The 13,811-nt window shown below is 38.0% G+C and carries 16 protein-coding genes and 1 tRNA gene; 10 read left to right on the top strand and 7 right to left on the bottom strand.

Annotated features, from left to right (window positions below; all coding sequences use genetic code 11):
* Positions 1-112 precede the first annotated feature (112 nt).
* From rpsB to ABDV70_RS02030, 3 genes are all read left to right on the top strand, one after another.
* A complete protein-coding gene (gene rpsB / locus ABDV70_RS02040) occupies positions 113-859 on the top strand; it encodes a 30S ribosomal protein S2 (RefSeq protein WP_343595014.1) in 747 nt (248 codons plus the stop codon).
* A 135-nt stretch (positions 860-994) separates the two neighbouring features.
* Positions 995-1,870, top strand: a complete 876-nt coding sequence (gene tsf / locus ABDV70_RS02035) for a translation elongation factor Ts (protein WP_343595013.1) — start codon at positions 995-997, stop codon at positions 1,868-1,870.
* A gap of 67 nt (positions 1,871-1,937) precedes the next feature.
* Positions 1,938-2,432, top strand: a complete 495-nt coding sequence (locus ABDV70_RS02030; protein WP_343595012.1) for a DUF3465 domain-containing protein — start codon at positions 1,938-1,940, stop codon at positions 2,430-2,432.
* A gap of 726 nt (positions 2,433-3,158) precedes the next feature.
* On the opposite strand, the gene ABDV70_RS02025 is transcribed toward ABDV70_RS02030, so the two are convergent.
* From ABDV70_RS02025 to ABDV70_RS01995, 7 genes are all read right to left on the bottom strand, one after another.
* Positions 3,159-3,767, bottom strand: a complete 609-nt coding sequence (locus ABDV70_RS02025) for a septal ring lytic transglycosylase RlpA family protein (protein ID WP_343595011.1) — start codon at positions 3,765-3,767, stop codon at positions 3,159-3,161.
* A gap of 284 nt (positions 3,768-4,051) precedes the next feature.
* The gene (gene mltB / locus ABDV70_RS02020) at positions 4,052-5,053 is read right to left on the bottom strand and encodes a lytic murein transglycosylase B (RefSeq protein ID WP_343595010.1); all 1,002 of its coding nucleotides are present in this window, start codon (positions 5,051-5,053) and stop codon (positions 4,052-4,054) included.
* 13 nt (positions 5,054-5,066) lie between these two features.
* Positions 5,067-6,209, bottom strand: coding sequence for a rod shape-determining protein RodA (rodA, locus tag ABDV70_RS02015; RefSeq protein WP_343595009.1), 1,143 nt, complete (start codon positions 6,207-6,209; stop codon positions 5,067-5,069).
* Positions 6,210-6,512: 303 nt separating this feature from the next.
* On the bottom strand, positions 6,513-7,163 hold the full coding sequence (locus ABDV70_RS02010) for a hypothetical protein (RefSeq protein ID WP_343595008.1): 651 nt from the start codon (positions 7,161-7,163) through the stop codon (positions 6,513-6,515).
* Between the two features lie 20 nt (positions 7,164-7,183).
* On the bottom strand, positions 7,184-7,999 hold the full coding sequence (gene queF / locus ABDV70_RS02005; protein ID WP_343595007.1) for an NADPH-dependent 7-cyano-7-deazaguanine reductase QueF: 816 nt from the start codon (positions 7,997-7,999) through the stop codon (positions 7,184-7,186).
* Positions 7,996-8,769 (bottom strand): ABC transporter permease, encoded by a 774-nt coding sequence (locus ABDV70_RS02000; RefSeq protein ID WP_343595005.1) that lies wholly within the window; start codon positions 8,767-8,769, stop codon positions 7,996-7,998. The genes queF and ABDV70_RS02000 overlap by 4 nt, the downstream gene beginning before the upstream one ends.
* Positions 8,766-9,701, bottom strand: coding sequence for an ABC transporter ATP-binding protein (locus ABDV70_RS01995; protein WP_343595004.1), 936 nt, complete (start codon positions 9,699-9,701; stop codon positions 8,766-8,768). Before ABDV70_RS01995 ends, ABDV70_RS02000 begins: the two co-directional genes overlap by 4 nt.
* A gap of 182 nt (positions 9,702-9,883) precedes the next feature.
* Between ABDV70_RS01995 and ABDV70_RS01990 the strand changes: the two genes are divergently transcribed.
* The 7 genes from ABDV70_RS01990 to ABDV70_RS01960 all read left to right on the top strand — a co-directional run bounded on the left by ABDV70_RS01990 (position 9,884) and on the right by ABDV70_RS01960 (position 13,792).
* Positions 9,884-9,959 (top strand) — tRNA-Arg (locus ABDV70_RS01990).
* A 332-nt stretch (positions 9,960-10,291) separates the two neighbouring features.
* A protein-coding gene (locus ABDV70_RS01985) for an IS5 family transposase (RefSeq protein WP_343595462.1) occupies positions 10,292-11,061 on the top strand; the annotation gives its coding sequence in 2 pieces (ribosomal slippage) (positions 10,292-10,538 and positions 10,538-11,061; 771 coding nt in all).
* 156 nt (positions 11,062-11,217) lie between these two features.
* Positions 11,218-11,616, top strand: coding sequence for a DUF6088 family protein (locus ABDV70_RS01980; RefSeq protein ID WP_343595003.1), 399 nt, complete (start codon positions 11,218-11,220; stop codon positions 11,614-11,616).
* Positions 11,609-12,304: a nucleotidyl transferase AbiEii/AbiGii toxin family protein gene (locus tag ABDV70_RS01975; protein ID WP_343595002.1), complete on the top strand. Its 696-nt coding sequence runs from the start codon at positions 11,609-11,611 to the stop codon at positions 12,302-12,304. Before ABDV70_RS01980 ends, ABDV70_RS01975 begins: the two co-directional genes overlap by 8 nt.
* A 26-nt stretch (positions 12,305-12,330) precedes the next feature.
* Positions 12,331-12,555, top strand: coding sequence for a hypothetical protein (locus ABDV70_RS01970; protein ID WP_343595001.1), 225 nt, complete (start codon positions 12,331-12,333; stop codon positions 12,553-12,555).
* A 104-nt stretch (positions 12,556-12,659) separates the two neighbouring features.
* Positions 12,660-12,977, top strand: coding sequence for a hypothetical protein (locus ABDV70_RS01965; protein WP_343595000.1), 318 nt, complete (start codon positions 12,660-12,662; stop codon positions 12,975-12,977).
* 272 nt (positions 12,978-13,249) lie between these two features.
* Entirely contained in the window at positions 13,250-13,792 is a 543-nt protein-coding gene (locus ABDV70_RS01960; protein WP_343594998.1) for a YbhB/YbcL family Raf kinase inhibitor-like protein, read from the top strand.
* Positions 13,793-13,811 lie beyond the last annotated feature (19 nt).

Here is a 13,811-nt window from a genome sequence, read left to right as displayed (position 1 = left end):
AAAATGGGAATTTAAAAATCCGCACATATATCGACACATTGCTCTGGGTGCCCGAAAAAGGGTGGAGGATGAGGATATATGGAGGCCTAACCCAAACATTAAGGTAATGAAAATGGCAGATTACAACGTAAGCATGCGCGACCTTCTACAAGCTGGCGCGCACTTCGGTCACCAAACTCGTTTTTGGAACCCAAAAATGCGTCAATACATCTTTGGCGCGCGTAACAAAATTCACATCATTAACCTTGAATTCACTGTTCCTGCGTTAAACGATGCTTTGAACTTCGCTAACCAATTAGCAAGCAAAAAGAACAAAGTTTTGTTCGTTGGTACAAAACGTGCTGCTTCTAACATCATCCGTGAACAAGCTCAACGCGCTGGTCAACCATATGTAGATCACCGTTGGTTAGGTGGTATGTTGACGAACTGGAAAACACTTCGCCAATCTATCAACCGTTTAAAAGACCTTCAAACTCAATCTACTGACGGTACTTTCGCTAAACTTACTAAACGTGAAGCGTTAGAGCGTAGCCGTGAGATGGATAAACTTGAACGTGCTTTAGGCGGCGTTAAAAACATGGGTGGTTTACCTGACGCATTGTTTGTAATCGATGTTGATCACGAAGCGATTGCAATCAAAGAAGCTAAAAACTTAGGTATTCCTGTAATCGGTATCGTTGATACAAACTCTAACCCAGACAACGTAGACTACGTTATCCCTGGTAACGATGATGCGATCCGTGCAGTAACACTTTACGCTTCTGCAATGGCTGATGCTATTCTTGCTGGTAAAGAGTACGCTCAATCTCAAGCAAATGCACAAGCTAAAAGTGAAGAAGCTGCTGCTTCTGAGGCTTAATGCGTTTTGACGCAAGCTTGTCATTTTTGCGACATGTAATAGTGGCAAATTAAGCGTCGAGAAAAAGCAGACGGCTCAGAGTTTCTTTGGGCCGTTTTTCTTAAAAGATTTTTCTACCTTTTTTTGGAGAATAACATGACTGCAATTACTGCAAGCATGGTAAAAGAATTACGTGACCGTACTGGTCTTGCAATGATGGAATGTAAAAAAGCTTTGACAGAAGCGGATGGTGATATCGAACTTGCGATTGATAACCTTCGTAAATCTGGTCAAGCTAAAGCTGCTAAAAAAGCAGGTAACATTGCGGCTGATGGTGCGATTACAATTGTTCAAGAAGGTAATAAAGCAGTATTGGTAGAAGTAAACTGTCAAACTGACTTCGTTGCTAAAGACGAAAACTTTGCAAACTTCTCTAATGCAGTTGCAAAAGTTGTTTTAGCTTCTGGTGAAACAGATGCAGCTAAAATCGCTGAATTAAAATTAGAAGATGGTCAAACTGTTGAAGAAGCGCGTATTGCGCTTGTTCAAAAAATCGGTGAAAACATCCAAGTTCGTCGTGCAACAATCGTTGAAGGCGAAAACTTAGCTGTTTACAAACACGGTCTAAAAATCGGTGTTGTTGTTTCTTATACTGGTAATGCAGAAACTGGTAAAGGTATTGCAATGCACGTTGCTGCGTTCAATCCAGTTGCTGTAACTGCTGAACAAGTTTCTGCTGACTTAATTGCAAAAGAGAAAGAAATTGCTGAAGCAAAAGCAATTGAATCTGGCAAACCAGCAAACATCGTTGAAAAAATGGTAACTGGTTCAGTTGAAAAATACTTGAACGAAGTTGTTCTTGAGCGTCAAATGTACGTTATCGACAACGAGAAAAAAGTTGCTGAAGCATTAAAAGCAACAGGTACAACTGTAGTTCAATTCGTTCGCTTTGAAGTGGGTGAAGGTATTGAGAAAAAAGCAGAATTAAGCTTCGCTGAAGAAGTTGCTGCTGCTCAAGCTGCTGCTAAGTAATTTAGCATCGCAAAAAAGCCCCGTATGGGGCTTTTTTTATGCCAAAAAGAAGAGGGAATTGATATAAATGAATAAGAGTATTCTTGTTTTTATTGTTGCATTGATTGCGGCAATGGGTGGCTATTTTGTAGAAAAGAACCATAAGGCTTCAAGCGATCAGACTGTAGCACAAGTTGATTTGCGAAAAAATGATTCTGGTTCATCCAATACACTGCAAAATAAGCAGGATGCTAGCTCAGCAATTTATTCGGCATATTTGCATCATGAGAATAAAATTCAGGTTCAGGGTGTAGGAAGGGTTAAAGCAATTTTAAAGGATGATCGGGAAGGGACACGCCATCAGAAATTTATTTTAGATGTTGGAAATGGCCTGACCGTGTTGGTTGCGCATAATATTGATTTGGCACGTCGTTTGGATGGTTTACAAAAAGGCGATACGGTTGAGTTTTATGGTGAATATAAATATAACCCGAAAGGTGGAATATTGCATTGGACACACCATGATCCGAGTAATCAGCATGAAAGTGGCTGGTTGAAATGGAATGGGCAAATGTATCAATAATATAATGAATTAAACTTTAGCAGTTATTTTTACCTAAGATAAGCCAACAATCATTTGAGGTGTTGGTTTATACGATCATTTGTTTGCTGTTGTTTGCTGTTGTTTGCTGTTGTTTGCTGTTGTTTGCTGTTGTTTGTTGGAGAGTGTTTTATTGGATGATAGGGCATTTTAATTACATGGCATGAGAAAATCACAAATATGTATTTAGAACAAGAATAATAGAAATATTTAAACTAAACGAAAAATAACTTGTTTTGTAGATCGACTCGTTCAATATAACTATTTAGGAACAAGCGACATTTAAACTCAGATTGTGTTCATGAAATTGAAACAGCAAATTAAGCAATATGCGATGAAAATAGCCGCATGTCTGTTATGTCGTTGTCATTTTGATGAAAAGATAGCGATATCGCGGCACAGAACCAAAGTAGGATTATTTTTAGATAATTTCTCATTGTATTTTGAAGCTAAAAAGAAGTTTGTCCTAGGGTTAAATCTAATGGTTGATAGGGTAGGGTGATTGCTTGATTTGTTTGGGCAAAATATTAAATCATGGATTATTGCTTTTGCTTAAAATAAAGAAGGTCATTGAATTTGGAGGTTATTTTACGCTTAAAGCAGGTTATTTGAAGACAAGTCAAAAGTGAGATGAAAGTTAGGTAAATTTAAAGCCACTTTCTGTGGCTTGGAGGAATCAAATGCAGTTGGAGCATAGGAGTATTCTGATTAAGAATTAGGTCCGTCTACACGCTCAATGCTAACTTTGGCTGTACCAGAATTGGTGAGGCCAATTTGTTTCGCAGCAGCGAAGGATAAATCAAGAACACGGTTGCCGTGGAAAGGTCCACGATCATTTACTTTAACAACAACGCTACGCCCGTTGTCTTTGTTGGTTACACGAATATAGCAGTTTAACGGTAAGCTACGATGAGCTGCAGTTAATGCATTCATGTCATAAGTGTCACCACTTGCTGTTTTACGACCATGAAATTGACGACCATACCAAGAGGCAATGCCTGTTTGGCTGAAACGACGCACGGTGTTTGAAGCAACGGTGTTTAATCTATCGATTACGGAAGGTTCATCTTCTGGAACTGCAACTTTAGCAGCCAAAGTTTGGCGACGAATTTTATCACCCGAACGCTCAGTAATAGAAAGACCATTTAAGGTTGAAAGACGGTTACTTTGAGTAGCATCTTTATTAATAACGCGAGCAGCAAGATTAGCACTATCACTATCATTATTAAATGATGAGGATGGCATCATATCTGCTTTCGCCTGCGACAATGACAAACCAAGTGTAATTGCCAGCAGTGTTTTTAAGGGGTAGTGCATGAATAATCTCCTAAGACATTTACTTTTATTCAATATAAATTACTGAAAAATAAGTAAAGCTGTCCAATAATTGACTTGTTCAACTGCATTTGACGGATAGGATAATATTCATGTCACCCCAAGGGTGTCTAGTCTTTATTGGCAAATAGTTACAAAAAGGTCAAAAACAGACATAAAATCGGTTAAAAAATATACTTAATTGTAACTATGTATGAATTTTGCCTGTTATTTGGTCTAAAGTGGTCATAAAAAACTTGACTATTTAAATTGGGTTTAAAATTTGTTTATCTTTCCATGATTTCTGTACCAAGTAACCACACTGCTGTCGCATACATACGGCTTTTATTGTAGGTGGTAATGACCTGAAAATTAGGATAGGTAATATAGTAAATTGGACCATTATAATCTTGCAATTGAATGACATTTACAGGGTCAAATTCATCTATTTGTACAAGTGGATTTAGTGGTGAAACACCTTGTTGTTTGAGTACGGCATAAGGTGTTGGTTGAGTCAGATCTTTTGCAATAACACTTTCTGGTGACGCACCTGTATATCTTGCTAAGAAACCAACAGGTCGATTGCGTTGCCAACCTTGCTGAGAAAGATAGTTGGCAATTGAGCCGATTGCATCGACAGGAGAGTTTCTGAGGTCAATATGACCATTGTTATCATAATCAACGCCATATTTAGTGATGTTACTTGGCATAAATTGAGGATAACCAACAGCACCCGCATAAGAGCCCACGATTGACGTAATCGGATAACCTTCTTTATATGTCCATGCAATGAGTGCACCGAGTTCATCAGCAAAATAGTCAGCACGACGTGGATAGTTAAATGCAAGGGTTGCTAGGGCATCTCGTGTCATGATATTGCCACGATTTCCACCAAATCCTGTTTCTACACCTAAAATGCCTAAAATAATGGCTTGAGGTACGCCAAACTGCTGCTCAGCGCGATTGAGCGCATCGGCATATTGGTTTCTGAAATTCACACCGCGTTGGATGGTTCCATCAGTTAAGAACATTTCACGATAAGAATACCAAGGTTTACTTTCACCCGGACGCTGCATAATTTGTAAAATATTGGGTCTATTGCGTGCACCAAGCATGGCTTGATCAATCTGTTCAGCCGTTAGGCCATAGCGTTGCATGGTCTTGAGCTTAAAATTTTCATAGTTTGGTGCATTGATAAATTCATTTGCCTGACAAAAAGAAGTAGTAAGTAAAGCACTTGCGCTGAGTGCCAAAATTGAGCAAATTTTATTTAATTTTTTTTGCCACATAATTAAAATCCGATTAGCGATGGGTATGAATCGACATAACAATGCCAAAGGCTGTCATTAATGTAATAATAGCTGTGCCACCATAACTCATAAAGGGTAGTGGAACGCCGACAACAGGTAAAATACCACTGACCATCCCAGCATTGACAAAGACATATACAAAAAATGACAAACCATAAGCACTTGCAAGCAAGCGCCCATAATTATGAAAGGATTGCATCCCGATTTGAAAGGTTCTACAGATAATTGCAAAATATAAGACGACTAAAATAATAACGCCAATGAGTCCAAATTCTTCAGAATAAGCGGCAATAATAAAGTCTGTGTGGCCTTCGGGCAGAAAGTGTAGATGTGACTGGGTTCCTTGTAAAAAACCTTTTCCTGAAAAACCACCTGAACCAATGGCTGTTTTTGACTGGATAATATTCCAACCTGTTCCAAGTGCATCAGCTTCTGGGTTTATGAGCGTTAATACGCGTTGGCGTTGATAGTCATGGAGCAAAAATTCCCACGCGATTGGGATAAAGACACCTGCACCCGCCAGTGCGGCAAAAATAAGTTTCCAGGAAAGCCCACTTAAAAACAGCACGAAAATGCCACTTCCAAGAACTAAAAGGGATGTTCCCAAGTCTGGTTGTTCTGCAATTAAAATAAATGGGACTACAATTAGTGCTAGTGTAATAATGACAGTTTTAAAACTTGGTGGAAGCGGTTGGCGAGTCAGGAACCATGCAGTCATCATGGGCATCCCGAGTTTCATGAATTCGCTGGGTTGTACGCTGCCGATACCTGGGATATCTAACCAGCGCTGTGCGCCCATGCGGATTTCACCGAAAAGCTTTACCCCAACCAAGCAGACGACGCCAAATAGATAAAAATAAGGTGAGAAAGACTGGAACACTTTGGGTGGGACTTGGGCAATTGCAACCATGACGGTAAAGCCAATCCCAAAACTGATGGCTTGTTTTGTGACCATTCCCATGTCTTGTGCTGATGCACTATATAGTACGACCAAGCCGAGCATGGCATTTAAAATTAAAAATGAACAAAGCCATGGATCGACATGGAGTCGCTGCCATTTTGAAGGTTGCATGGCTGTGCTTAGTCCATCACGTGGAGCTTGGCGTAAAAATTTATATTGGGGACTTGGTGACATAACAAGAAAAGCAAGTGATTATCAGCATATCAATGCTAACATAATGTCACTACAAGGTAATGTATTATCTATGTTTTACAATAAAAAACCTAGCTTTGAGCTAGGTTTTCGATAGTGTCTTTTATGACCGTTGATATTTCATTCATACGCCATTGGAAATAGGCTGTTTTTAAATATTTCTTTGTAAATAACGTTCCGTTTAGACATGCTAAATTTTATCGTTCTTACCTTAAAATACCTCAAAAATCCTGTACCACGTCATCGTATGTAGTATAGATCTATGAAAACTGAACAATACCTAAGCTATTGAAAGAATAAACGATCATGGTGTGAAGCCAAGACTTTTAACTCATCTTTGGTTAGATGCGGAAAGATTTTATCAATCGCAATATGTACGGCTTTGATGACAGCTGCACAGCCAATATCAGAAGCTTTACGCTTAATCATGCCAAGGTCAAGCGTGTGATTAAAATCGTGCATATAATGGTTGACTGTTGTTTCAGCAAAAACCTTATAGTTCTCGGCAAAAGCCTGAATATTAATTTTTTCACCAGCATGAATCTGTGCATAATAATGTTTGAGGTTGGTCACTAATCTTGGATCTAGACTTTCCCCCATGCGTAATTGTCCTTGAGGATCTTTAAATAAGCTTTTCTCAGAAAATGCAATGGACTGTTTCACAACATCATTTGATGCCTTACTTAACAGTTGTTTGAGTAAGACCGCCACGCTCGATTTCACAAAGTGTGCCAACTTTTCAGCCGTTTCTTTTTTCTCACTTTGAGGGAAGTGCTGAACCACATGCGTTAAAATTGCATCAATAATTTCTTCATTGACTTGTAGTGCGATTTCGTCACGTAGTGGATACAGCACATCTTTAGAATTTTTTTTGGCTATAGAGGTCTGAATATTATTGAATAAATTTTCAGAAGGGATAAAACCAAAAAAAGCCATAAATCATTCCTTTAATTCAATTATTGTCGTGCCAAACGGACAGGTTGCTCTGGCATCCAGTCTGCATGTGATACACGGCAAGGGTTGATATCTAAACCACCACGACGGGTATATGCAGCATAAACCATGAGTTTTTCTGGTTGTAAGTTTTGCCAGATATCCGCAAAGATTTGTTCAACACATTGTTCATGAAAACCATTATGTTGTCGATACGAAATAATATAGGCCAATAAACTGTCTAAACACGGTTTTTGACCACGATAACGAATAAAAATCGTGCCCCAGTCTGGCTGTCCAGTAACAGGGCAATTACTTCTGAGCAAGTTCGAGAAATATTGTGTCTCAATGATCTGGCCATCTGCATCATGTTTCAACAAAGTTGCATCAGGATGTTCTGAAAGTCGCTCTGGGATTTGTTGATCTAAAGAAATGCCTTGCGGTTCGGAAACGGCAAGATGATTGGCATCAATAAGTTCTAACTGGACAGTTGCTTGCGCTGCATTGGAGAGATCTTTTTCAACCGTTTCAACCAATTTTTCATTCGACTCAAAACGAGTGAAATTTAAACTATTAAAATACAGTTTTAACGATTTAGACTCGATGAGATAAGGTGACTGTGCAGGCAATGTTAAACGCCCAATGGCAACTTGAGGCAAGCCATTTGCGTTCAACCAAGACAGTTCAAACACATGCCACCAGTCTTTACCCTGATAAATACCAGCAACATCCTGATATGCCGTGCGCGAAGGCGCACGTTCAATTGGAAATAAAATATCAGGTTGATATTGGGTTGGATAAGAAGTGTCTTTACCCAATAAAGATTTTTCTACACTCATTCACGGATTCCTGAACCACGTGCCAATAAATAGTATGCAAAACCATAAAATACGGCACAGAATAAACTCATTACAATTAGGGAGATTGTGACATTAATATCGCTATGACCCAAAATGCCATAACGGAAGGCATTGACCATATATACAATCGGATTAATCAGCGATAATTTTTGCCAGAAAGGACTTAATGCGCTAATGGCATAGAATACACCACCTAAATAGGTAAGTGGAGTCAGCACAAAGGTTGGGACAATTGAAATATCATCAAATGAACGCGCATAAAAGGCATTAATAAAACCAGCAATTGAAAATAATAAACTGGTAATAATGACCGTGTAGATTGTCACAAATAGATTATATAAGTGAAGGTCGGTAAAAAACAGGCTCACAAGTGTCACAATAAAGCCGACGAGAACGCCACGACAGACCCCACCAATCACATAGCCCCATAATATCAGGCTGAGTGGGATAGGACTCATAATTAATTCTTCAATGCTGCGTTGAAACTTGGCACTGAAAAAACTTGAACAGACGTTGGCATAGCTGTTGGTAATCACCGACATCATCACCAAGCCCGGAACAATAAATTGAATGTAACTAAAGCCACCCATTTGTCCGATGCGAGAACCAACCAAGTTGCCAAAAATCACAAAATATAAGGTCATGGTAATGGCAGGTGGAAGAAGCGTCTGTGGCCAAATTCGAAGAAAACGACGAATTTCTTTATGAACCAGTGTCCAAAGTGCAGTTTGTAATTGTTGGAAATTCATGCACTTTCTCCTTGTAAATTTTTTTCAACCATTCTGACAAAAAGTTCTTCAAGGCGATTGGTTTTATTGCGCATACTTTGTATTTGAATTCCCAAAGATTCGAAAAGTTGAAAAATTTCATTGAGGCTGTGTGCTTTATCCATGGTGACTTGAAGTGTCATCGGGTCAATGAGATGAAGTTGGATACCGATTAAATCGAGCTGAATTGGCTCAATTGGCTCTGCCAAGTCAAAAATGAAAGACTCTTCGTTAAGCTGACCGAGAAATGCTTTCATGCTGGTGTCTTCTTTAATCACTCCATGATCGATAATGGCAATTTGACGACACAGCGTTTCAGCTTCTTCTAAATAATGCGTGGTTAAGATGATGGTTGTGCCTTTTTGATTCATCTCGATCAGAAAGTCCCACATCGAGCGACGTAATTCGATATCTACGCCCGCAGTGGGTTCATCTAAAATCAATAATTTGGGCTCGTGCATCATGGCACGGGCAATCATTAAACGACGTTTCATTCCGCCTGAAAGCATTCGTGCTTGGACATGACGTTTAGACCATAAACCAAGTTTTTCAAGATAATATTCGGCGCGTTGTTCGGCAACTTTTTTCGGGATGCCGTAATAACCTGCTTGGGTCACTAAAATGTCAAAAATCTTTTCAAAATGACCGAAGTTGAATTCTTGCGGGACAATACCGAGCTGTTGTTTGGCTAAAGATGGGTTTGTATCTAAACTATGCCCAAAAATTTCAACAGTACCCGCTGTTTTTTTGATTAATGAGCTGATAATGCTGATGGTGGTTGATTTGCCAGCGCCATTTGGCCCTAATAAAGCATAGAATTCACCTTCTGGTACACAGAGGTTAATTCCTTTTAATGCCTGAAAGCCATTTTTATAAATTTTAGATACGTCTTTGAGCACCAAAGCATGCGTCATATCGTTCTCGCAAAAATTAAAATCCCATATATTGTGAGTGATCTTTGCGTAGAAACCAAGCAATGATGGTGGAATTCTCTGTTTCATTTATTTGTAAGTTGTTTAAAGGATGAGCATAAAACAGGAGGTAAGCTAATTTAAGGCTTTACCTTATATTTTTTTTTGTTATGATTGCAGCGCATGCGCTCATAGCTCAACTGGATAGAGTACAGGTCTCCGAAGCCTGTGGCGTGGGTTCGAGTCCCGCTGAGCGCACCATCTTCTTGTTCTACCCCGTCCAATAAAGTCCTGTAAGTATTGTAAATAAAAGGTTTTAGTCCATAATACTATCCCATAGTGTCCGACTAATTCCGTTGATTACCGTAATTTTTAGCGGTAATAAATGCGGTAAGTTGTAAATCAATCAATTTGGTTACCGCAAATCATGGCAAAAATTGTTATAAATCTAACCGATAAGCAACTTAAAGCTGCAATTGTATTAACCCCCAATTAAAACGGACACTCACAATTAAGACCTAGGCATAGAACTAGGGCGTGTCCTCATTTGAAAAATTGGTTTTAAAGGTTTAAAAGAGTTATTTAACCTCTTTATATTTGTATATTTTTCAAGGGCACGCACTCTACTCACCGATGATATTTGGCAACAGATTCAATCTACTCTGCAGTCTCATGGTTGTTATTGTTCAAAGAACAGTAGAAATATCATGGAAGCCATCTTATGGAAATTACGTACAGGTGCGACATGGCGTGATATTCCTGAAGAATTTTGTCCTTGGAAAACAGCATATAATCGCTTTAATCGTTGGGCATGTAAGGGCTTGTGGGATAAATTTTTTTTAAACTACGAGGCATATTGGATCAAGAATGGGTATTCATTGACGGAAGCTACATACGCGCGCATCAGCATGCAAGTGGAGCTCGGCGTGGTTCCAAGCGAGCAATTGGGCTGTCTAGAGGTGGAAGAACCACAAAAATCCATCTTGCAGCCGATGTGAATGGATTCCCGATTGATTTTAAAATCACTGGAGGTGAAATCCATGACAGCCAAGTTGCAGAGCAGTTGATTTGTGAGATTGGTCAAGTAGATTACCTGATTGCCGATAAAGGCTATGATTCAGAAAAAATCAGAATACTGGCAAGAAAGCAAAATATGGTGCCAATCATCCCAATGAAATCAAATAGTAAGAGAGAAAACAAAGAATTTGATAAATATTTATATCGCTTAAGGCATTTAGTTGAAAATGCCTTTGCGAGATTAAAACATTTCCGAGCGATAGCGACCCGATTTGATAAGCTTGCACGAAATTATCAGTCTATGGTTTACATTGCTTGTATGTTGATTTGGTGCAAAGCCAAATGAGGACACGCCCTAGTAATTTAAGAGTGCCCAAGTAATATGAGACTATCTGTTCAAGTTAATAAGAGTATGTAGCTACCTGTAAAAAACTAACTTTTGGTCGACAAAATGTCGTATTTTTGCTACCTTAAATATGCTAATAATCAGTGTCAGGAGGGTATGATGACGATCAAAGCAAAAATGCAGATGCGTATCAAACGCTCGAAGCACTATGTTTTTATACGTGATGACTTTAAAGATATTGCAGACTATGACCAAATTGGAAGGGTTCTACGAAACTTGGTTCAAGAAGGTGAGTTGCTCAAAGTTGGCTATGGCATCTATACAAAAGCAAGAAAAAATCAGATTACTGGAAAAGTAATGCCAGCCTGTCCAGAAGGTGCAGATGCTGTGATTTTGGAAGCCTTGAATCGGCTAAATATAAAAATTACATTAGGTGAAGCTACAGCAAAATATTTGTCAGGTGAATCTACTCAAATTCCTGCATTTACTCAGATAAAAACGCCACGTCGCTTTACACGCCAGCTATCTGTTGGTCGTAGCCAAATTAATGTCTGATATAAAAAATTTGTTTACGGATGTCGCTGATGCTCTTGGTATTGGCGCAACATCTATCGTTGAAAAAGACTATTATGTTGTTGAATTGCTAAAGATACTACAACCTTTAAAATTCGATAGTCATGATTTGGTCTTTGCAGGCGGTACATCTTTAGCTAAAGCAAGTATTCAATTGAATCGCATGTCTGAAGATGTCGATATCAAAATCGTACCTAAATCAGAAATTGTATTAAGTCGATCTCAAAGTAAAGTTGTACGAAAGCAGTTATTTCAGCAAATACAAGAAGAAATATCAAAGTCTAATGTTTTCATGATAGAAGGTAAGCCAATAGTTAATGATGAATATCGTTATATTGAGTTATTAATTCGATATCCTCAAACTTTTAATCAGTCACCTTGCTTGCGACCATTTATTAAGCTAGAGCTAGTAGAAACAAATTTACTTGAACCTTTTGAGAAGAGAAACATTACTTCATTTGTTTATGATTTAACGCAGCAAGGATGCATTGTTGATAGCTTTCCCTGTGTCACTATTGCAAGTACAAGTATTGAAAAACTAATTGCGATTTTACGGCGCACAGCAGCCTTCGCTAGAAATGCCGAAAGAGTAGATGATGAATCTTTGGTTCGCCATATTTATGACTACTTTAAAATTACTCATGGGGATCACAAAATTTTGTTTATTTAGCTGATCTAGCAGCAAAAGTTATAAAAATGGATATTCAGCGTTATGGTCGTCAATACACGTTAATGGGTGAAGAACCAGTGGTGGAACTATTATTTGGCTTAGATGAGTTAGGTCAAAATCCTTTATATAAGGAAAGATTTAATAATTTTGTGACTCCAATGGTATTTGGAGATGAGAAGGTAACATGGGAGCAAGCCTATTCTCATTTTGCAGATTCAGTTCAAAGGATCTTTGCTCAGCTCAAGTTATGAAATAGATTTATATTTTCGCTATATTTAAAAGTTGAAAAATATGATCATTTTAAATATTTTTATAGTAATCTACTTAAGAAATAATTAATCTACTATGTGATGTTATGGTCTATAAAAAAGAAAAAATAACTTGGACGTATGCACTCAATGAAAGTAATCAACTGATTAAAATTATTGAAGCATTACAAGTTAAAGCAGAGAATAAGCATGCAAAATTCTTTTGCCCCGCCCCAGCATGTGGATTGGAATATACGCCAGAGACATTAGAGCATAATACGGCTAAAAAATTAATAGCAAAATGGATAAATCAGGGAATTAGGTTTGTACTAAAGTGGGCTTGTGATCGTTGTAATAGTGGATATTGTTATACACAATTGCCCTTACTAAAAAATGCAGAAATAGAAAAAATATTTGGGAAGTAAGTATCGTGCAGATGTTAAAGCTTTAGATATAGATAGTAATAATATTTTTCTTTCATAATTGCTCATATTCTCTTTAGTTTTCTTCTATAGGGATAAATAAAAAGGACCAATGAAAAAAGCCTATAAATTTGTATTCAAATGCTAGTCCAAGTTTTATAACAAAAAATTAATTTAAAAACTGAGCTTTTCAGGCGAAATAATGATGGTTTGAAGAGATTTTATCTGTAATAAAAAAATTAAGATACCGTGCTTTTTTAAACATTGAGAATCTGATGTATAAATCACTTTTAAAAATCTTATTTCCTCTAATTGGACTAACTGCTGGTTATAGCCATGCCCAAGAATTTAAATTATCAAGTAGTGATATTTCTCATGGTAGTTTCATGAGTTCTAATTTTGAATTTAATGGTTTTGGTTGTACAGGTGGAAATAAGTCACCTCAATTATCTTGGAGTGGTGCACCAAGTGGAACTAAAGCATTCGCAGTGTTTGCTTATGATCCTGATGCTCCTACTGGAAGTGGTTGGTGGCATTGGCAAGTTGTAAACATTCCTGTTGATGTTAATTCAATTCCTTCAGGTGATGGAAAGCTTAGTTATAAAGATGTGATTAATGTAACTAATGATTATGGTCAAAAAGGGTTCGGTGGGGCTTGTCCACCGAAAGATCATGGTGTGCATCGTTACCAATTTACCGTATATGCACTTGATCAAAAACTTGAATTACCAGCAGGTGCATCTGCTGCATTAACAGGTTATATGGTTAAAGCTCATTCATTGGGTTCAAGTACTATCGAAGCACTATATAAACGTTAAGCAAATACTATTTCTTGGG

The organism is Acinetobacter sp., assembly GCF_039596015.1.
GTDB lineage: Bacteria > Pseudomonadota > Gammaproteobacteria > Pseudomonadales > Moraxellaceae > Acinetobacter.
Note: the sequence above shows the minus strand (reverse complement) of the source record. Positions and strands in the feature narration are given on the sequence as shown.

Coding starts and splice junctions, on each gene's coding strand:
- ABDV70_RS01960 (WP_343594998.1), top strand. CDS start 13,250: ATGTATAAATCACTTTTAAAAATCTTATTTCCTCTAATTGGACTAACT.
- queF (WP_343595007.1), bottom strand. CDS start 7,999: ATGAGTGTAGAAAAATCTTTATTGGGTAAAGACACTTCTTATCCAACC.
- rodA (WP_343595009.1), bottom strand. CDS start 6,209: ATGTCACCAAGTCCCCAATATAAATTTTTACGCCAAGCTCCACGTGAT.
- ABDV70_RS01970 (WP_343595001.1), top strand. CDS start 12,331: ATGGATATTCAGCGTTATGGTCGTCAATACACGTTAATGGGTGAAGAA.
- ABDV70_RS01980 (WP_343595003.1), top strand. CDS start 11,218: ATGATGACGATCAAAGCAAAAATGCAGATGCGTATCAAACGCTCGAAG.
- ABDV70_RS01965 (WP_343595000.1), top strand. CDS start 12,660: ATGGTCTATAAAAAAGAAAAAATAACTTGGACGTATGCACTCAATGAA.
- mltB (WP_343595010.1), bottom strand. CDS start 5,053: ATGTGGCAAAAAAAATTAAATAAAATTTGCTCAATTTTGGCACTCAGC.
- ABDV70_RS01975 (WP_343595002.1), top strand. CDS start 11,609: ATGTCTGATATAAAAAATTTGTTTACGGATGTCGCTGATGCTCTTGGT.
- ABDV70_RS02025 (WP_343595011.1), bottom strand. CDS start 3,767: ATGCACTACCCCTTAAAAACACTGCTGGCAATTACACTTGGTTTGTCA.
- ABDV70_RS01995 (WP_343595004.1), bottom strand. CDS start 9,701: ATGACGCATGCTTTGGTGCTCAAAGACGTATCTAAAATTTATAAAAAT.
- ABDV70_RS02030 (WP_343595012.1), top strand. CDS start 1,938: ATGAATAAGAGTATTCTTGTTTTTATTGTTGCATTGATTGCGGCAATG.
- ABDV70_RS02000 (WP_343595005.1), bottom strand. CDS start 8,769: ATGAATTTCCAACAATTACAAACTGCACTTTGGACACTGGTTCATAAA.
- rpsB (WP_343595014.1), top strand. CDS start 113: ATGGCAGATTACAACGTAAGCATGCGCGACCTTCTACAAGCTGGCGCG.
- ABDV70_RS02010 (WP_343595008.1), bottom strand. CDS start 7,163: ATGGCTTTTTTTGGTTTTATCCCTTCTGAAAATTTATTCAATAATATT.
- tsf (WP_343595013.1), top strand. CDS start 995: ATGACTGCAATTACTGCAAGCATGGTAAAAGAATTACGTGACCGTACT.